At 72.0% G+C, this 17,629-nt stretch carries 17 protein-coding genes; 7 read left to right on the top strand and 10 right to left on the bottom strand.

The genetic code is table 11. The annotated features are described in order from the left end of the window. Positions 1–189: 189 nt before the first annotated feature. Entirely contained in the window at positions 190–1,311 is a 1,122-nt protein-coding gene (locus tag ACTHMS_RS14740) for a PucR family transcriptional regulator (RefSeq protein ID WP_440307429.1), read from the bottom strand. A 130-nt stretch (positions 1,312–1,441) separates the two neighbouring features. On the opposite strand from ACTHMS_RS14740, the gene ACTHMS_RS14745 reads away from it, so the two are divergent. Beyond that, complete coding sequence (locus ACTHMS_RS14745; RefSeq protein ID WP_440307430.1) at positions 1,442–3,298, top strand: peroxidase family protein; 1,857 nt, start codon at positions 1,442–1,444, stop codon at positions 3,296–3,298. Positions 3,299–3,367: 69 nt separating this feature from the next. On the opposite strand, the gene ACTHMS_RS14750 is transcribed toward ACTHMS_RS14745, so the two are convergent. The 4 genes from ACTHMS_RS14750 to ACTHMS_RS14765 form a co-directional block, all read right to left on the bottom strand. Continuing rightward, positions 3,368–4,210 carry an HAD family acid phosphatase gene (locus tag ACTHMS_RS14750; protein ID WP_440307431.1) on the bottom strand — a complete coding sequence of 281 codons (843 nt, stop codon included), beginning with the start codon at positions 4,208–4,210 and terminating at the stop codon, positions 3,368–3,370. Between the two features lie 81 nt (positions 4,211–4,291). Continuing rightward, positions 4,292–5,593 (bottom strand): HRDC domain-containing protein, encoded by a 1,302-nt coding sequence (locus ACTHMS_RS14755; protein WP_440307432.1) that lies wholly within the window; start codon positions 5,591–5,593, stop codon positions 4,292–4,294. Between the two features lies 1 nt (position 5,594). Next, positions 5,595–6,206 (bottom strand): DUF3000 domain-containing protein, encoded by a 612-nt coding sequence (locus ACTHMS_RS14760; protein ID WP_440307433.1) that lies wholly within the window; start codon positions 6,204–6,206, stop codon positions 5,595–5,597. After that, positions 6,203–6,388, bottom strand: coding sequence for a hypothetical protein (locus ACTHMS_RS14765; protein ID WP_440307434.1), 186 nt, complete (start codon positions 6,386–6,388; stop codon positions 6,203–6,205). Before ACTHMS_RS14765 ends, ACTHMS_RS14760 begins: the two co-directional genes overlap by 4 nt. A gap of 134 nt (positions 6,389–6,522) precedes the next feature. Here ACTHMS_RS14765 and hemE point away from each other — a divergent pair, with 134 nt between their 5' ends. The 3 genes from hemE to hemQ are packed head-to-tail and all read left to right on the top strand — an operon-like array spanning position 6,523 to position 9,651. After that, entirely contained in the window at positions 6,523–7,569 is a 1,047-nt protein-coding gene (gene hemE / locus ACTHMS_RS14770; RefSeq protein WP_440307435.1) for a uroporphyrinogen decarboxylase, read from the top strand. Further along, a complete protein-coding gene (hemG, locus tag ACTHMS_RS14775; RefSeq protein WP_440307436.1) occupies positions 7,566–8,951 on the top strand; it encodes a protoporphyrinogen oxidase in 1,386 nt (461 codons plus the stop codon). Before hemE ends, hemG begins: the two co-directional genes overlap by 4 nt. Before the next feature lie 4 nt (positions 8,952–8,955). Beyond that, positions 8,956–9,651: a hydrogen peroxide-dependent heme synthase gene (gene hemQ, locus ACTHMS_RS14780; protein WP_440307437.1), complete on the top strand. Its 696-nt coding sequence runs from the start codon at positions 8,956–8,958 to the stop codon at positions 9,649–9,651. Between the two features lie 84 nt (positions 9,652–9,735). Here hemQ and ACTHMS_RS14785 read toward each other — a convergent pair whose 3' ends face one another. The 3 genes from ACTHMS_RS14785 to ACTHMS_RS14795 form a co-directional block, all read right to left on the bottom strand. Then, a complete protein-coding gene (locus ACTHMS_RS14785; protein ID WP_440307438.1) occupies positions 9,736–10,638 on the bottom strand; it encodes a hypothetical protein in 903 nt (300 codons plus the stop codon). A gap of 120 nt (positions 10,639–10,758) precedes the next feature. Further along, on the bottom strand, positions 10,759–11,181 hold the full coding sequence (msrB, locus tag ACTHMS_RS14790; protein WP_440307439.1) for a peptide-methionine (R)-S-oxide reductase MsrB: 423 nt from the start codon (positions 11,179–11,181) through the stop codon (positions 10,759–10,761). A gap of 35 nt (positions 11,182–11,216) precedes the next feature. Continuing rightward, positions 11,217–11,477, bottom strand: coding sequence for a hypothetical protein (locus ACTHMS_RS14795; RefSeq protein WP_440307440.1), 261 nt, complete (start codon positions 11,475–11,477; stop codon positions 11,217–11,219). A gap of 47 nt (positions 11,478–11,524) precedes the next feature. Here ACTHMS_RS14795 and ligD point away from each other — a divergent pair, with 47 nt between their 5' ends. After that, on the top strand, positions 11,525–12,571 hold the full coding sequence (gene ligD, locus ACTHMS_RS14800) for a non-homologous end-joining DNA ligase (RefSeq protein WP_440307441.1): 1,047 nt from the start codon (positions 11,525–11,527) through the stop codon (positions 12,569–12,571). 6 nt (positions 12,572–12,577) lie between these two features. On the opposite strand, the gene ctaD is transcribed toward ligD, so the two are convergent. Both ctaD and ppk2 read right to left on the bottom strand, forming a co-directional pair. Continuing rightward, a complete protein-coding gene (ctaD, locus tag ACTHMS_RS14805) occupies positions 12,578–14,341 on the bottom strand; it encodes an aa3-type cytochrome oxidase subunit I (protein WP_440307442.1) in 1,764 nt (587 codons plus the stop codon). An 82-nt stretch (positions 14,342–14,423) separates the two neighbouring features. Beyond that, the gene (gene ppk2 / locus ACTHMS_RS14810) at positions 14,424–15,230 is read right to left on the bottom strand and encodes a polyphosphate kinase 2 (protein ID WP_440307443.1); all 807 of its coding nucleotides are present in this window, start codon (positions 15,228–15,230) and stop codon (positions 14,424–14,426) included. A gap of 113 nt (positions 15,231–15,343) precedes the next feature. On the opposite strand from ppk2, the gene ACTHMS_RS14815 reads away from it, so the two are divergent. Then, positions 15,344–16,207 (top strand): alpha/beta fold hydrolase, encoded by an 864-nt coding sequence (locus ACTHMS_RS14815; RefSeq protein ID WP_440307444.1) that lies wholly within the window; start codon positions 15,344–15,346, stop codon positions 16,205–16,207. 148 nt (positions 16,208–16,355) lie between these two features. Beyond that, positions 16,356–17,629, top strand: a 1,274-nt coding sequence (locus tag ACTHMS_RS14820; RefSeq protein ID WP_440307445.1) for a DUF222 domain-containing protein, incomplete at its 3' end; no start/stop codon positions are given.

A 17,629-nucleotide genomic window follows, 5' to 3' on the forward strand; every position in this document is an offset into this window, starting at 1 on the left:
CCCGCGATGATCTCGGAAAAACCCGGGTCAGAGCAGGGATTTCCCCGAGACCATCGGATGTCGGGGCCGATGGCACCAGGCCCAGCGCGTTCGTCCGCCAGATGATCTCGGGGAAACCCCGGTCAGAGCAGGGGTATTCCCGAGATCATCGGATGTCTGGGCGGACGTGGGGCGAACGCGGGGCGGGTGTCAGGGCGTGAGCAGGCGGTGGGCGGTGAGGGCCACGTGCAGCTCGGCCGCCTGGGCGGCGTGGGTGAGGTTGCGGCCGCTGAGCCGTTCGAGCTGCTGCACGCGGTAGCCGACGGTGTTGCGGTGGACGAACAGTGCCGCGGCGGTCTGCGCGGCCGAGCCGCCGGTGTCGAACCAGACCCGCACGGTGTCGAGCAGCGGCGCGCGTTCGCGGTCGGGCAGGGCGAGCAGGCCGCCGAGCACCTCGTCGCGATAGGCCGCCGCCGAGGGCGCGTCGGCGAGTAGCCGCAGCAGGGGCGCGCGGTCGCGCCTCACGACCGTGCCCGGCGCGGCGATGCGCCAGGCCAGGCGCGCCTCCGCAGCCGCGGGCGCGGCGTCGGCGAGGTCGGCGAACGGGGCGCTGACGCCCGCGCGCAGCCCGTCGAGCAGGTCGGTCACCAAGTCGAGGTCGTGGTGCGGCGGCACGACGACGCCGGTGTGCAGGTCGACGCCGGGCTGCCACGCAGCGGCGACGCGCCGGCGGCTGAACCGGGGCGCGGGGGAGTCCGCGCCGTCGGCCACGACCACGACGAACGGTCCGGTGAGGGGCAGGCGAAGTGCGGTCGCGGCCTCGCGCAGGCGGTCGGCGTCCAGCTCGCCGGTGAGCAGCGCACCGGCCGTCGCCGCCCTCGTCTCGGTGTCGCGCCGCAGCCGTTCGCCGGCGCTCGACACATAGGCGGACGAGAGGGCTTCGCTGTACTCCTCGAAGATCTCCCACGCCGTGGCCGCCGTCGACATCAGCACCGTCTTCGACATCGTGCTGCCGCCGTGGTGCAGCAGCACGTCGAGGATGTAGCGCGCCGCCCGGCGACTGCCGCGCAGCACGGTGGCGAGCGGCACGCCCGCCTCGGCGCGGCGCCGGCCGACCCGGCGCGCCGACTTGGTGTCGCGCGGCAGACCGGCCAGTTCGCCGAGCACGTAGCTCAGGTGGTCGGCGCACGACTGCTCGAGGTCGGGCACGTCGGCGTAGACCGGGTCGCCGGTGCGGATCGCCTCGGCCATGCCGGCCGTGAGGACGGGCAGCTCGTCCAGCAGCGCCTCGGCCAGCGAGCGGACGGCGGGGTGCACGGTCGTCTCGGTCACACCGCGCACGCTACGCCCGTTGCACTGTGCAGCTGCACAACACGCGACCAGGAAGAGGCGGCGACTGCCCAATGACCGCGGGGGAGTGCGCGGGCGAGCATGGTCAGGTCGCACAACGAAGGGACACGTCATGGGCCTCACGGACACCGTCACCAAGCTGGTCAACCAGACGGCGCGCACGCCGTGGCACCAGCTGCCGTGGCTGACGCTGCAGCTCGGCAACCTCGCGCTGCTGCGCAAGGACCTGCGCGAGCAGAACCTGCTCGAGCCCGAGGGCATCCGTCCGGAGATCGACCTCGGCGAGGTGACCGACGAGCGCCGCCGCGCGCGGCAGCCCGACGGGTCGTTCAACGACCTGACGCTGCCGACGATGGGCATGGCCGGCACCGGCTTCGGCCGCAACGTGCCGATGCACCTCACCGCGCCGACGCTCGGCCGCAAGGGTGACCCGAACCCGCGCGAGGTCAGCAACCTGCTGCTCGCCCGCGACACGTTCAAGCCGGCCGGGATCATCAACACCCTGGCCGCGTCGTGGCTGCAGTTCATGAACCACAACTGGTTCTTCCACGGGAACGGCGACGAGGCGCAGTTCCACGAGGTGCCGCTGCCCGCGGGTGACGTGTGGCCCGAGGACACCATCCGGATCCGCAAGACCCTCGGTGCGGGCGGCTGCCCGGTCGCGCACGGTGCGGCGCAGTCGCCGTCGTACGCGAACACCGAGACGCACTGGTGGGACGGCTCGCAGCTCTACGGCACCGGCGTCGCCCGCCAGGCCGAGATCCGCGAGTTCGTCGGCGGCCGCATCAAGGTCGACGCGATGAACCGGCTGCTGCCCGACCCCGAGCACGAGGGCATCAGCCACTCGGGCTTCAACGAGAACTGGTGGGCCGGCCTCGAGCTGCTGCACACGCTGTTCAGCCTCGAGCACAACGCCATCGCCGCGGCGCTGGCGAGGGCCTACCCGAGCATGGACGACCAGCGCCTGTTCGAGACCGCCTGGCTGGTCAACTCCGCGCTCATGGCGAAGATCCACACCGTCGACTGGACGACGACGATCCTGCGGCATCCGGCGCTGCAGATCGGGATGAACGCGAACTGGTGGGGCATCCAGGGCGAGGGGCTCGCCAAGCGGGTCGGCCGGCTCACCGACAACGAGGCGCTGTCGGGCATCCTCGGCTCGACCGCCGACCACCACGCCGCGCCGTTCTCGCTCACCGAGGAGTTCGTGTCGGTCTACCGCATGCACCCGCTCATCCCGGACGACTGGGCCTTCCACTCGATCGAGGACGGCCGGCTGCTCGAGCAGCGGGTCTTCACCGAGATCCAGGGACGCGGAACCCGCGAGTTCGTCGGCCGGCTCGGCATGGAGAACGTCTGGTACTCGATGGGCCTGGCCGACGCCGGCGCGGTGACGCTGCACAACTACCCGAACGCCCTGCGCAGTCTGCAGAAGATCAACGGCGAGCACGTCGACCTCGCGACGCTGGACATCCTGCGCGACCGTGAACGCGGCATCCCGCGCTACAACGACTTCCGCGAGGCGCTGCGCATGCCGCGCGTGCGATCGTTCGAGGAGCTCGCCGGCGGCAACAAGCAATGGGCGAAGGAGATCGCCACGCTCTACAACGGCGACCTCGACGCGGTCGACCCGATGGTCGGCATGTACGCCGAGCAGCCGCCGAAGGGGTACGGCTTCAGCGACACCGCGTTCCGCGTCTTCATCCTCATGGCATCACGCCGGCTCAAGAGCGACCGCTTCTTCACCGACGACTTCCGGCCCGAGGTGTACACGCAGCTCGGCTACGACTGGGTGCAGCGCACCACCATGAAGGACGTGCTGCTGCGGCACTACCCCGACCTCGCGCCCGCGCTCGAGCACGTCGACCGGGTCTTCGCGCCCTGGCCCGAGCTCGGCGCCGAGGCGCCGGCGAAGGCGAATCCGCTGGCCGCCCTCGCGTCCACCGTGCAGGGCTACCTGCCCTGGTGAGAGACCGCTCGTCCCCCCGCCCAGTCGTTCCGGAGGCCCGGACATGACTGGCCGGGGGGACAAGGCGGCTTACGGCAGGTAGTACATCGGGTTGGGGATCTTGTAGGTCGAGTCGGCGTAGCCGCCCTTGAGGTCGCTGTACTGGTCACCGAAGTTGGCGACGATGTCGTAGCCGAGCGACTCGATGTGGGCGCGGGTCAGCGACTTGTACTGGATCGTCGTGCAGGTCGGCGCGCACGAGCTGAGCCACGGCTTGGTCTGGTCCTTGAGGTACAGGTTCGCGTCGGTGACGTCGTAGCCCACGTCGGTGAGGTTGGCGACGGTGCCGTCGTGCTGCGCGATCGGACGCCCGGTCAGGAAGAAGACCGTGTAGCCGTGCGCCTCGGCCGCGTGCTCGAGCGCGACCATGCCCGGCACGGCCGGGAAGGCGGCGTTGTTGACGAACAGCGCGTTCTGCGCCGGGTTGTAGACGAAGTTGCTGGCGATCTCGTAGTTGTAGGTGTTCAACGTGGTGTCGTCGATGTCGAACAGGACGGCCTTGTGACCGGGCGCGTGCCGCGTCGGCTTGCCGTGGTGCTTGCCCCAGAGCTGGTTCGCCGCGTAGGTGGCGATCGACTGCACCTCATGGGCGTACGCGCCGTTCGGGGCGAAGGTGTGCTCGGGGGTGCCGTCTGGGTTCGTGGCGCCGGTGACGGTGTCGCCGTAGTAGGCCTTGATCGCCGTCTTGACCTGGTCGATGTTCTGGATCTGGTCGGCGCTGGTCGGCTGCGCCGGCGGCGGCGGCACGGCGCGCGAGGTCGGGCGGTGCGCCGAGGCCGAGCCGCTCACCAGGCCGAGCAGCAGCAGGGTCAGGACGGCCAGCAGCGCGCCGACCGCACGTGGGCGGCGGGCGGCGGACAGGACAGTGCTCATGCGACTCCTCCGGTCGAAGCACGGGAAACGGATGAGTCTGGACAATGCCACACCGGCGTTCAGCCCGCGTTCAGGACCCGATCACTCGGCGGAGTCGCCGCCGGTGGGCTCGGCGGCGGCGGGCGCCGCCGCGGCGGGCGCGGCCGCCAGTGCTGCGGCGAGCGGCTCGGCAGTCAACCCGATCTGCCACGGACGCGCCCCGAGCTCGGCGAGCCGGTCACGGACGGACCCGGCGTCGACGGTCTCGGGCGGGGTCCAGCACAGCCGCCGCACGACATCGGACGCGAGCAGGTTCTGCGCGAGCACGGTGTGCTCGTCGGCGAGGTCGGCGATCACCGCGCGGGCGGCGACGAGCCGGGCGGCGGCCGCGGCGTCGCGCTCGCGCCACCGTGACGTCGCCGGCATGCCGTCGCTGTCGCCCGACCCGCCCGTCACCGGGGGCAGGTCGCGCTCGTCCAGCGCGCGCGCCGCGGCGACGGCGCCGAACCAGGTCGTGACCTGGCGGCGCTGACGCGGGCCGCCGAAGATCGGCAGCGCCAACAACTCGCGCTCGCTCGCGGGCAGCGCCCGTGCCGCCTCGACGATCGCCGAGTCGGGCAGCACCCGCCCGGGCGCGACGTCGCGCTGCTGGGCGACGGTGTCGCGGGCCTCCCAGATCGCGCGGACGGCCGCGAGCTGGCGGCGGTTGCGCAGGCGGTGGATGCCGGACGTGCGCCGCCAGGGGTCGACGCGCGGTGCCGGGGGTGGTGCGAGCCGTACCGCCTCGAACTCTTGCTCGGCCCAGGTGGTCTTGCCGGCGTCGGCCAGCTCGGCGGCGAGGGCGTCGCGCAGGTCGATGAGCAACTCGACGTCCAGCGCGGCGTACACCAGCCAGTCGTAGGGCAGCGGCCGGGTCGACCAGTCTGCCGCCGAGTGCCCCTTCTCGAGCCCGACGTGCAGATGCTTCTCGACCATCGTGCCGAGGGCGACGCGCTCGTCGCCGAGCAGGCGTCCGGCCAGCTCCGTGTCGAAGAGCCGCTGCGGGCGCATGCCGAGCTCGGCCAGGCACGGCAGGTCCTGGCCGGCGGCGTGCAGCACCCACTCGGCGTCCGCGATCGCCTCGCCGACGGCCGAGAGATCGGGCAGGGGCACGGGATCGATGAGCACCGTGCCGACGCCGGCCCGCCGCAGCTGCACCAGGTAGGCCCGCTGCGAGTACCGGTAGCCCGAGGCCCGTTCGGCGTCGAGGGCGACCGGGCCGCGGCCGGCGGCGAGCGCCCGCACCACGTCGTCCAGTTGCTTGGCGGTGGTGATCGGCTCGGGCACGCCGGCGGCCGGCTCGCGCAGGACAGGGGCGGCCGGGTCGCCGGCAGGCGGCACCGATGCGGGCTCGGGCTCGGTCACATCAACGGTTCGACAGGACCGCGACACCCTCGGGCGGCAGTCCGGCGGCGGTGCAGAGCAGGTCGGCGAAGGCGAGCAGGTGACGGTCGAGGGCGGTGTCGTCGGCCGTCCACGAGGCGCGGATCTCGATCGAGACGCTGCTGACGGGCCCGGCGATGTCCCCGAAGCGGGTCGAGTTCGTCTGCGTGACGGTGCCGCCCGCGGCGCGGTAGGTGGCACCGCGGTCGGTGAGCGCCTCGGTGAGCCAGCTCCAGCCGACGGTCGGCAGCAGGATGTCGACGCCGATCTCGGGGTCGATCTCGGCCGAGGCGTAGGCGACCAGGCGCAGCAGGCCGTCCCACGCCTCCTCGCCGTCGGGGTCGTGCAGCAGCACCAGGCGTCCGGTGGCGAGCTCGATGCCGTCGGCGCCGAGGACGTCGGCTGCGACGGCGTGGCTCCACGGCGCGAGCCGCTGCGGGGCCCGCAGCGGCGAGAGCCGCACCTCGCGGCGCAGCGCGGTCGCCTCGAGCGCGGCGACCGTGTCGCGGAACAGCGCCGGCGCGCCGGCGGGTGTCGAGGGGTCGGCGGGCTCGGGCACGGTGACCGCCTGCGGGACGGGGACGAGGGAGGTCATGCGACCCGCCGGCGCGGGGCGGCAGGCGCGATGGGCGCCGGCCCGATGTCGAACACGAACCCGCAGTCGGTGCAGAGCCGCTCGGGACAGTCGGACCCGTGGCCGTCCGGGCACGGCGGAGCCTCGACGAGCGTCTCCTGGGCACACAGCGGGCAGAACAGGTACTCGGGGTCGGTCGGCACGGATCCTCCTTCGACGCCACTGCAGTGAGGCGCACGACGTCGCTCGTCACGGACGGGACGACACCGTCACCGTGGCACGAGGGTGCGACATCGCGGCGCAGGCGCGCCGAACGTCCGTGCGACGATGGGGGGTGATGTCGACACCCGAACAGGCGGCTCCGTCGAGCGCCTCCCTCCTCGTCCGCGCCGCCACCGGACACCCCGGCCCGTACCCGCCGGTGTGGTTCATGCGGCAGGCCGGCCGCTCGCTGCCCGAGTACCGCGCGCTGCGCGCGAACCAGGCGATGCTGGACGCCTGCCGCGACCCGGGGCTCATCACCGAGATCACCCTGCAGCCGGTGCGCCGGCACCATGTCGACGCCGCCATCTTCTTCAGCGACATTGTCGTGCCGCTGGTCGCCATCGGGCTCGGCATCGACATCGTGCCGGGCACCGGGCCGGTGATCGACCGGCGCTTCGAGAGCGAGGCCGACCTCGACCGGCTGCGCGAGCTGACCCCCGACGACGTCCCGTACATCACCGAGGCCGTGAAGGCGCTGGTGGGCGAGCTCGGCGGCACGCCGCTGATCGGGTTCGCCGGCGCCCCGTTCACCCTGGCGAGCTACCTGGTCGAGGGCGGCCCTTCGAAGGACCACGCCCGGACGAAGGCGCTCATGCACGGGCGTCCGGTGCTGTGGGGCTCGCTGCTCAACCGCCTCGCCGTCATCACCCGGGCGTTCCTGCAGGTGCAGATCGACGCCGGCGTCGCGGCGATCCAGCTCTTCGACTCGTGGGCCGGCGCGCTGTCACGTGCCGACTACGAGCGCTTCGTGCTGCCGCACAGCCGCTCGGTGCTCGAGCCGCTCGCGGCGACGGGCGTGCCGCGCATCCACTTCGGCGTCGGTACGGGGGAGCTGCTGGCCTCGATGCGGGCAGCCGGCGCCGATGTGGTCGGTGTCGACTGGCGAGTGCCGCTGGACGAGGCCGCGCGCCGGCTCGGGCCGGGCGCGGTCGTGCAGGGCAACCTCGACCCGGCGATCCTCTTCGCGCCGTGGGGGGTCGTCGAGGCCGAGGTGCGTCGGGTCGTCGAGCAGGGGCGGGCGGCGTCCGGCCACATCTTCAACCTCGGGCACGGCGTGCCGCCCGAGACCGACCCCGACGTGCTCACCCGCATCGTCGAACTCGTCCACTCACTGTCATGAGGGTGGTCGTCGTCGGCGGCGGCATCAGCGGGCTGACCGCCGCCTGGACCGTGGCCGACCGGCTGCCGGACGCGGAGGTGCTGCTGCTCGAGGCCTCCGACGAGGTCGGCGGCAAGCTACGCGTGCGCGAGGTCGGCGGCGTGCGGGTCGACGTCGGCGCCGAGGCGCTGCTGGTGAAGCGGCCGGAGGGCGTCGACCTGCTGCACGAGGCCAACCTGGACGACGAGCGCATCGACCCGCTCACCACGTCGGCGGGCGTCTTCGCCGGCGGCCGGCGGCACGGCCTGCCGGCGCACACGATGATGGGCATCCCGGGCGATCTCGACGCCGCCCGCGAGTCCGGGCTGTTCACCGAGGCGGGCCTGGCCGCGATCGCCGCCGAACCGTCCCTGCCGCCGCTCGAGCCGACGACGGAGGACGTGTCGGTCGGCGGGCTGATCCGGCCGCGGCTCGGCGACGAGGTGGCCGACCGGCTCGTCGAGCCGCTGCTCGGCGGGGTGTACGCCGGCCGGGTCGACGAACTGTCCGTGCGCGCCACGATGCCCGCCCTGAACGCCGTGCTGGACGAGGGCGGCTCGATCTTCGAGGCCGCGGCGCGGTCGGCGGCGGGGGGTGGCACGCGCTCGGGCTCGGGGCCGGTCTTCACCAGCCTGCGGGGCGGGCTGGGCCGGCTGCCGCAGGAGCTCGCGACGTCGGGCCGGTTCACCGTGCGCACCGGCGTCACGGCGCGGCGGCTGCGGCGCACGGCGGGCGGCTTCGAGCTCGAGTGCGGGCCGGTGCCCGAGCCGGAGCTGATCACCGCCGACGGCGTGATCGTCGCGCTGCCGCCGTCGAAGGCGTCGCGGCTGCTCGGCGAGGTCGCGCCCGCGGCGTCGACGGCGCTCGGCGAGATCGACACCGCCAGCGTCGCGATCGTGACGCTCGCCCTGCGCGACGTCGACCTGCCGCCGGGCAGCGGGCTGCTCGTCGCCGCGGGGGAGCGGGTGGTCACGAAGGGGCTCACCATCTCGACCCAGAAGTGGCCGATCGCGTCCGACGGGCTCACGCTGCTGCGGGGTTCGGTCGGGCGTGCGGGCGACGAGGTCACCCTGCAGCGCGACGACGACGAGCTCGTCGAGCTGGTGCGCCGCGAGCTGCGGCCGCTGCTCGGTGTCGACGCGCAGCCGGTCGACGCCCTCGTCACCCGCTGGGGCGGCGGGCTGCCGCAGTACACCGTCGGGCACCGCGACCGCATCGCGCGGGCGCGGGCGGCCGTGGCCGAGGTGCCCGGCCTCGCCGTGTGCGGCGCGGCCTACGACGGCATCGGCATCCCCGCCTGCATCGGTGTGGCGCGTCAGGCAGCCGAGGCGGTGGCCGCGTCCCTGCGCGCAGGCGGACAATGACCACATGGTCAACGGCAAGCTCGCCAAGGAACTGAACGAGGTCATCCGCTACACCGCGTGGTCGGTGTTCAAGGTGGCGCGCCCGATCGGCGAGGCCGACCGCGCCGCCCTGGGCGCCGAGGTGCAGGACCTCTACGACCAGCTCGCCGCGAAGGACGTGGTCGTGCGCGGCACCTACGACGTCAGCGCGCTGCGCGCCGACGCCGACCTCATGGTGTGGTGGCACGCGTCCACGGCCGACGAGCTGCAGGAGGCGTACTCGCGCTTCCGCCGCACCCGGCTGGGCGCGCACCTCGAGCCGGTCTGGTCGAACATGGCGCTGCACCGGCCCGCCGAGTTCAACCGCTCGCACGTGCCGGCCTTCCTCGCCGAGGAGGAGCCGCGCGCCTATGTCTGCGTCTACCCGTTCGTCCGCTCGTACGAGTGGTACCTGCTGCCGGACGAGGAGCGCCGTGCGCTGCTGGCCGAGCACGGGATGATGGCGCGCGAGTACAAGGACGTGCGGGCCAACACCGTCGCGTCCTTCGCGCTCGGTGACTACGAGTGGATCCTCGCCTTCGAGTGCGACGAGCTGCACCGCATCGTCGACCTCATGCGCCACCTGCGTGCGTCCGGCGCCCGCCGCCACGTGCGCGAGGAGATCCCGTTCTACACCGGCCGTGCCCGCTCGATCGGCGAGCTGGTCGAAGCGCTCCCATAGGCCGGACGCGACGATGCCCCGCCGTGGCACGCGGATCGGCTGGGACCGCGTGGCACAGCGGGGCATCGATGCCCGGGCGCGGGGTCAGGCGCGCACGAGCGTCTCGGTGACGGCGTAGTTCGAGCGGCCGCTGCCGTCGGTGAACTCGCTGTACTCACCGACGACCAGCCGCTCGGCCCCGGTCAGCGGGTTGCGGGTGTAGGTGATCACCAGCTGCTCGCGCTTGAAGCCGAAGGCGTAGTTCGCGAACACGGTGCCGCCGACCGGGGACGAGATCGACGGGCCGTACGCGATGCCACGCACCGAGCCGAGGCTGCACGGGGTGGGTGAGCACTGTCCGTAACCGGTGACGACGGGAGCTGCGGTGCTGCCGCCGATCACGAGCTTCGCCAGGCTGCCGGCCGGCGTGATCGGCTTCCAACTGCCGAACGCGCGCGGGGTGAGCAGCGGACGGTACCCCGGGACGTAGCCACTGACCGACCTGCCGAGCCTGGTGGCCCTCGCCGGGGCGCCGAGGCGGAACGTCTCGGTCACGGTGTAATTCCTGCGTCCCGAGCCGTCCTCGAAATTGGTGAGCTCGCGCAGGTTCAGGCGCAGCCCCGCGCGGGTGCGGACGACCGAGCCGAACAGCGTGGTGCGCGACCACTCCTTGCCGTTGAGCAGGAAGGCCTGCCGCGTCTGGAACGTCGCGCCGCTCGTCGCCGAGACGTTGGCGCCGTAGGTGATCGCGGGTACCGATCCCCACTCGCACAGGGTCGGCGTGCACGAGCCGAACGCGTCCACGTTGACGCTGCCGACGCGGTTCGGCGTGACGATGACCTGCTTGACCGAGCGGGTGGCGGTGTTGACGTTGACCCACGTGCCGTCCCGCGCGGCGTGGGCGGGGGGCGGCACCGGACTCGCCGCGGCGCCCGCGGCCCCGCCGATGGTGGCGGCTGCCGCAGCGGCGAGTCCGAGCAGGGTGGTGATGGTGCGGGTCGCGCGCATCGGGCGCTCCTTCCGGTCGTCGGCCGGCGGGGGATCCGCGCGGCGTCACCGGGCAAGAGCGTCACGCTGCGTGACGAATACGACCTGGCACGGAAGTGACGGGTGCTCGGCCGAAGCCGGTCAGGCGGGCTCGAAGCGCAGCGAGATCGAGTTGATGCAGTAGCGCAGGTCGGTCGGGGTGCCGTACCCCTCGCCCTCGAAGACGTGCCCGAGGTGGCTGTGGCAGTTCGCGCAGAGCACCTCGACACGACGCATGCCGAGCGAGGTGTCGCTGCGCTCGATGATCCGGTCACCGGCGAGCGGGCTGAAGAACGACGGCCAGCCGCAGTGCGACTCGAACTTCGTCTCGCTGCGGAACAGCTCGCTGTTGCACGCGCGGCAGCGGTAGACGCCGACCTGCTTGAGGTCGGTGTATTCACCGGTGAACGCCCGCTCGGTGCCGGCCTGGCGCAGCACCCGGTACTCCTCGGGCGTCAGTTCGGCCTTCCACGCGGCGTCGGTCTTCTGGACGGCGGGGGCGGGCAGGTCGTCGGTCGTGTGCATACCTCGACGGTACCGACGGAACATGGCCCGAATCCTTACCGACCGCGAACCTGGGCGACCACCGTGGCGACGATGGCGAGGACGAAACCGAGCAGCACCAGCGCGACGATGAGCCGGGCGGCGTGGCGGCGCGGGCCGGTCAGCCGGGTCAGGCCCGAGCCGAACGCGGCGAGGTTCTGCAGCTCGCCGTCGACCGTGTTCGGGTTCGCGTTGCGCAGCCAGGCGCCGTCGACGCCGGGACGGTGCCACGGGGGCTCCGGGCCGTCCTCGTCGTCGTAGCGTTCCTCGAGCCGCATGCCGTCAGGGTACGGGCGCGGCCTGGGCGGCGCGGTAGCGTCGGGCCATGGCCGCGAGCCCCAGCACCGAGGTCGAGGTCGGGCCGTACACCGTGCGCATCAGCAACCCCGACCGCGTGTACTTCTCGACGCGCGGCGAGACCAAGCTCGACCTCGTCCACTACTACCTGTCGGTGGGCGACGGCATCGTGCGGGCGCTGCGCGAACGGCCGTGCATGCTGCACCGCTACCCCGAGGGCGTCGACGGCGAGAAGATCTACCAGAAGCGCCTGCCCAAGGGCGCGCCCGACTGGATCGACACCGTCGAGGTGCGCTTCCCGTCCGGACGCACGGCCGACGAGCTCTGCGTCACCAAGCTGGCCGACGTCATCTGGGGCGTGCAGATGTCGACGGTCGAGTTCCACCCGTGGCACTCGCGCCGCGCCGACACCGAGAAGCCGGACGAACTGCGCATCGACCTCGACCCGCAACCGGGCACGGACTTCCAGGACTGCAAGGCCGTCGGCGAGGTCGTGCGCGGCGTGCTCGACGACCTCGGCGCCGTCGGCTGGCCCAAGACGTCCGGGTCGAAGGGGCTGCACGTCTACGTGCGCATCGAGCCGGCGTTCGGCTTCAAGGAGGTGCGCCGCGCCGCGCTCGCCTTCGCCCGCGAGGTCGAGCGGCGCATGCCGTCGCTCGTGACGACGGCGTGGTGGAAGGAGCAGCGCGGCCAGCAGGTCTTCCTCGACTACAACCAGAACGCCCGCGACCGCACCATCGCCGCGGCGTACTCGGTGCGGGGGCGTCCGTGGGGGCCGGTGTCGGCGCCGATCACCTGGGCCGAGTTGCCGGATGTCGAGATGGAGGACTTCACGATCGCGACGATGCCCGCCCGCTTCGCCGAGCTCGGCGACCTGCACGCGGGCATCGACGACGCCGTCTGGTCGATCGAGCCGCTGCTCGAGTGGGCCGAGCGCGACGAGCGCGACCACGGCCTCGGCGACATGCCCTACCCGCCGAACTTCCCGAAGCAGGAGGGCGAGCCGCCGCGCGTGCAGCCATCGAAGATGGTCGCCGCGCACTGGGACGAGCAGGGGCGCCGCATCGACGACTGACGTCGCTCAGTCGCCCGCCGCGCCGACCGCGGCCGGTTCGTCCGGTGCCGGCGCCGCCGCATGCCTGGTCACCCAGCGTCCGGTGTGCGCCTCGGCCTCCAGCCGCGCCAGCAGGTGCGGGTAGTGCGCCTCGAACGCCGGCCGCTCGGAGCGGATGCGCGGGATGGACGTGAAGTTGTGCCGCGGCGGCGGGCTCGACGTCGCCCACTCCAGCGAGTTCCCGTAGCCCCACGGATCGTCGGCGGTCACGACCTCACCGAACCGGTACGAGCGGTACACGTTCCAGAGGAACGGCAGCATCGAGGCGCCGAGCACGATCGACCCGATCGTCGAGATCGTGTTGAGCGTCGTGAAGCCGTCGGCCGCCTGGTAGTCGGCGTACCGACGCGGCATGCCCTCGGTGCCGAGCCAGTGCTGCACGAGGAAGGTCGTGTGGAAGCCGATGAAGGTCAGCCAGAAGTGCAGCTTCGCCAACCGGTCGTCGAGGTAGCGGCCGGTGAACTTCGGGAACCAGAAGTAGATGCCCGCCCACGCCGCGAAGACGACGACACCGAAGAGCACGTAGTGGAAGTGGGCGACCACGAAGTACGTGTCCGACACGTGGAAGTCCAGCGGCGGGGCGGCGAGCAGCACGCCGGACAGGCCACCGAAGAGGAACGTCGCCATGAAGCCGACGGCGAACAGCATCGGCGCCTCGAAGGTGACGACGCCGCGCCACATGGTGCCGATCCAGTTGAAGAACTTGATGCCGGTCGGGACGGCGATCAGGAAGGTGAGGGCGGAGAAGAACGGCAGCAGCACCTGACCGGTGGTGAACATGTGGTGCGCCCACACCGTCAGCGACAGCGCGGCGATCGAGATCGTCGCGAAGACCATCCCCTTGTAGCCGAACAGCGGCTTGCGGCTGAACACCGGGATGATCTCGGTGATGATGCCGAAGAACGGCAACGCGATGATGTAGACCTCGGGATGGCCGAAGAACCAGAACAGGTGTTGGTAGAGGATCGCGCCGCCGTTGGCGGGGTCGTACACCTTGGCGCCGAGCACGCGGTCGACCCAGAGCACGAGCAGGGCGGCGGTGAGCAGCGGGAACACCAGGATCACGAGCAGGCTGGTCACCAGGATGTTCCAGGTGAAGACGGGCAACCGGAACATCGTCATGCCGGGCGCGCGCAGGCACAGCACCGTGGTGATCATGTTGACCGCGCCCAGGATCGTGCCCAGGCCGGAGAGGCCGACGCCGACGATCCACAGGTTGATGCCGACGCCGGGTGAGTTGTGCGCGTCCGAGAGCGGCGTGTAGAGCGTCCAGCCGACGTCGGCCGCGCCGCTCGGCGTGATGAACGCGAGGTTGGCGGTCAGCGCCCCGAAGAAGTACAGCCAGTACGAGAAGGCGTTCAGCCGTGGGAATGCGACGTCGGGCGAGCCGATCTGCAGTGGCAGCACGAGGTTGGCGAAGGCGAAGACGATCGACGTCGCGAAGAACAGCAGCATGATCGTGCCGTGCATCGTGAACAGCTGGTTGTACTGCTCGGGCGTCAGCACCTGCAGACCCGGGCGAGCGAGCTCGATGCGCATGAGCAGCGCCATCACGCCGCCGACGAGGAACCACGCCAGCGACGTCACGAGGTAGAGCCGGCCGATCACCTTGGGGTCGGTGGTGCGCAGCAGCGCGGCGAAGGTCGACCCCTTGCCCCGTTCAACAGCCGGGGCGGCGGCGATGGGATGCGGCGCGGGCTCGGTCGGGCCGGAGCGCTGCAGCGTCGTCATGCGCGCGATGCCACCAGACCGGCGCGGGCACCGGCAGGGACGTTCTTCCTGTGGCGGTCCTGTTGCGGCGTCGACGCCCTCGCTACTCGGCCAGGGTGGCGGCATGGTCGGGCACGGCGCGGAACAGCTCGCGCGGTGGGCGCTCGTACAGCGTCGCCGCCGGGCGCCGCGGCAGCTTGATGGGCGGACGCTGCACCTCGACGTACGGCACCGTCGACAGCAGGTGCGCGATCATGTTGACGCGCGCCGCCCGCTTGTCGTCGCCCTCGACCGCCCACCAGGGCGCCTCGGTGATGTCGGTGTGCACGAACATCTCGTCCTTCGCGCGCGAGTAGTCCTCCCACCGCAGGATCGACTCGACGTCCATCGGTGAGAGCTTCCACCGGCGCATCGGGTCGTCCTTGCGCGACCGGAAGCGACGCTCCTGCTCGGCGTCGCTCACCGAGAACCAGTACTTGCGCAGCATGATGCCGTCGTCGACGAGCAGCCGTTCGAACACAGGGCACTGCGCGAGGAAGCGGCGGTACTCGTCCGGCGTGCAGAAGCCCATGACCCGCTCGACGCCGGCGCGGTTGTACCAGGACCGGTCCATCAGCACGATCTCGCCCGCCGCGGGCAGATGGGCGATGTAGCGCTGGAAGTACCACTGCGTGCGCTCGCGCTCGGTCGGTGCCGGCAGGGCGACGACGCGTGCGACGCGCGGGTTGAGGTACTGGGTGACGCGGGTGATCGCGCTGCCCTTGCCGGCCGCATCGCGACCCTCGAAGACGACGAGCAGGCGCGCCCGCTCGGCGCGCACCCACTCCTGCATGGTCACCAGCTCGGCCTGCAGACGGAACAGTTCCCGCTCGTAGGTCTTGCGATCGAGCCGCGCTGCCTTCTTCGCCATGGCCACCTCCTCGGGCGGCCAGTATGGCGGCGGGGTGCATCCGAGCGGCAGAGCGTCGCCCGGTGTCGCGGCGATCCGGGCGAAGCGGCCACGGACGTGCCAGCATGCGGATCATGACGCGAACCCTCACGCTGCCCAACGGCAGCTCGCTCTCCTACGACGTGTCCGGTCCGGACGACGGCCTCCCCTTGGTCTTCCACCACGGCACCCCCGGCTCGGTGGTGCAGTCGCGCGACCTGGCGCGGGCGGCGGCGTCCCGCGGCCTGCGACTGGTCACCTTCTCGCGTCCCGGCTACGGCGCCTCGACCCGTGTCGAGGGACGCACGGTCGCCGACGTGGTGCCGCTCGTGTCTGCCCTGCTCGACGAGCTCGGCGCCGAGCGGTGCGTCACCGCGGGGTGGTCGGGCGGCGGGCCGCACGCGCTCGCGACCGCCGCCGGGCTGCCCGACCGGGTGCGTGCCGCCCTGTCGATCGCGAGCGTCGCGCCGTTCGAGGCCGACGGACTCGACTTCCTCGCCGGCATGGGCGAGCAGAACATCGAGGAGTTCGGACTGGCCCGCGACGACGTGGCGGGGCTGCGCGAGTTCATGGAACGTGACCTCAAGGCGCTGCGCACGGTGACAGCCGAGGGCATCATCGGCTCGCTGTCGACGCTGCTGCCCGACGTCGACCGCGCCGTGATCACCGACGAGTACGGCGAGGACCTCGCCGCCAACTTCCACGAGGCGCTGCGCACCGGCGTCGACGGCTGGTACGACGACGACCTCGCGTTCGTGCGCCCGTGGGGCTTCGAGCTCGGCGACATCCGCGTGCCGGTGACGCTCTGGCAGGGCGACCTCGACCTCATGGTGCCGTTCGCGCACGGGCAATGGTTGGCGCAGCACGTGCCGGGTGTGCAGGCGCACCTCGAGCAGGGCGAGGGCCACCTGTCGATCGGCGTCGGCTCGATCGACCGGATGCTGGACGAGCTCGTTTGACTGTGACTCCGATCTGCAGGGGGAGGCCAGGCGCCGAAGTTGACACCCTGTTGGCGAGGTGCCAATGACTCGGAATCGCTTATACAGTAACGGCTTCTCTCTATTGGATAGCTTGCTTTTCGAACGTTCTATCGGGTAGACTGATCGCATGGTGGCACCGGCGGTCGAAGCGTGGACGCTTCCCGCTGGGCATGCCGAGTTGGCCGGGTTGCTGGGGTCGTCGACGGCGTTGCTGTCCGAGGCCGAGTTGCTGGATGCGGTGCGGTCGGTGGAGGCGTTGCGGTGCCGGTTGGCGGCGGTGGATGCGGCGGTGATCGCGGAGCTCGACCGGCGTGATGTGGCCTCGAGGCATTCGCAGCGGTCGACGAAGGCGTTGCTGCATGCGACGTTGCGGATCAACTCCGCCGAGGCCGCGGCGCGGGTGAGGGCGGCGGCGATGGTCGGTCCGCGGCAGGCGTTCGCGACCGGTGAGCCGCTGGACGCGGCGTTCCCGCAGACCGCGGCCGCGTTGGCCGAGGGCGTGATCAACGCCGAGCACGCGCGGGTCATCGCCGCGTGCATCAGCGAACTGCCGGCCGGTGTCCGCGAGCAGGCGCATGATCATGTCGAGGCGCTGCTGCTGCGCGAGGCCGCCCAGTCCGACCCGAACACGGTGCGCCAGTTGGGGCAGCAGGTGCACACCCATCTCGACCCGGACGGCAGGCTGGGTGATGACCGGCTGGCCCAGCAGTCGCGTGGGCTGGATCTGCGGGTGCGTCCGGACGGGTCGTCGGTGCTGCGCGGTGACCTGACCGCGGAGGCCACCGAACGGCTCCGCACCCTGCTCGACGCGATCACCCATCCCCGCAACCTCGACCCCGACACCAGCGGCAGCGTCGACAGCGACGGGGCCGGCGGTGCCTCCGAGGGCGACGCGGACACGGGCGACGGCGCCGAGAGGGCAGATGCCGCCGAGGGGTTGTCGTTCGGGGACGCGAACGATGCGATCACCCCGCCGCCGGCATCCGGGCCGGTCCGGGACACCCGCACCGCCACCCAGCGCCGGCACGACGGGTTCCTGCAGCTGCTGCGGCTGCTGCAGGCCAACGGGGCGACCCCGACCGCCGGCGGCGTCCACACCACCGTGCTGTTGACGATGTCGGCCGAGGACTGGCTGGCCGGCACCGGCCTGGCCCGCACCGGGCACGGCGACCTGGTCAGCGTCGCCGAGGCGCTGCAGTGGGCCGGCGGGAACCCCAACGTCCTCGGCGTCGCCCTGGACAGCCTGCACGGCATCGTGGCGTACAGCGAGCGGTCGCGCTGCTTCCAGGAGCAGCAGCGCCTGGCGATCATCGCCCGTGACGGCGGCTGCACCTTCCCCGACTGCGACGCCCCGGTCTGGTACTGCGAGGCCGACCACATCACCCCCTGGGCCGTCACCCG

Source organism: Jatrophihabitans sp. (assembly GCF_051960575.1).
In the GTDB taxonomy this organism is placed as follows: domain Bacteria; phylum Actinomycetota; class Actinomycetes; order Mycobacteriales; family Jatrophihabitantaceae; genus JBQCEE01.

What these genes read in the sequence shown, in the direction of transcription:
- msrB (WP_440307439.1), bottom strand. Translation starts at nt 11,181, where the DNA reads ATGCACACGACCGACGACCTGCCCGCCCCCGCCGTCCAGAAGACCGAC.
- hemG (WP_440307436.1), top strand. Translation starts at nt 7,566, where the DNA reads ATGAGGGTGGTCGTCGTCGGCGGCGGCATCAGCGGGCTGACCGCCGCC.
- ACTHMS_RS14750 (WP_440307431.1), bottom strand. Translation starts at nt 4,210, where the DNA reads ATGAGCACTGTCCTGTCCGCCGCCCGCCGCCCACGTGCGGTCGGCGCG.
- hemQ (WP_440307437.1), top strand. Translation starts at nt 8,956, where the DNA reads ATGGTCAACGGCAAGCTCGCCAAGGAACTGAACGAGGTCATCCGCTAC.
- hemE (WP_440307435.1), top strand. Translation starts at nt 6,523, where the DNA reads ATGTCGACACCCGAACAGGCGGCTCCGTCGAGCGCCTCCCTCCTCGTC.
- ligD (WP_440307441.1), top strand. Translation starts at nt 11,525, where the DNA reads ATGGCCGCGAGCCCCAGCACCGAGGTCGAGGTCGGGCCGTACACCGTG.
- ACTHMS_RS14785 (WP_440307438.1), bottom strand. Translation starts at nt 10,638, where the DNA reads ATGCGCGCGACCCGCACCATCACCACCCTGCTCGGACTCGCCGCTGCG.
- ACTHMS_RS14760 (WP_440307433.1), bottom strand. Translation starts at nt 6,206, where the DNA reads ATGACCTCCCTCGTCCCCGTCCCGCAGGCGGTCACCGTGCCCGAGCCC.
- ACTHMS_RS14795 (WP_440307440.1), bottom strand. Translation starts at nt 11,477, where the DNA reads ATGCGGCTCGAGGAACGCTACGACGACGAGGACGGCCCGGAGCCCCCG.
- ACTHMS_RS14815 (WP_440307444.1), top strand. Translation starts at nt 15,344, where the DNA reads ATGACGCGAACCCTCACGCTGCCCAACGGCAGCTCGCTCTCCTACGAC.
- ACTHMS_RS14745 (WP_440307430.1), top strand. Translation starts at nt 1,442, where the DNA reads ATGGGCCTCACGGACACCGTCACCAAGCTGGTCAACCAGACGGCGCGC.
- ppk2 (WP_440307443.1), bottom strand. Translation starts at nt 15,230, where the DNA reads ATGGCGAAGAAGGCAGCGCGGCTCGATCGCAAGACCTACGAGCGGGAA.
- ctaD (WP_440307442.1), bottom strand. Translation starts at nt 14,341, where the DNA reads ATGACGACGCTGCAGCGCTCCGGCCCGACCGAGCCCGCGCCGCATCCC.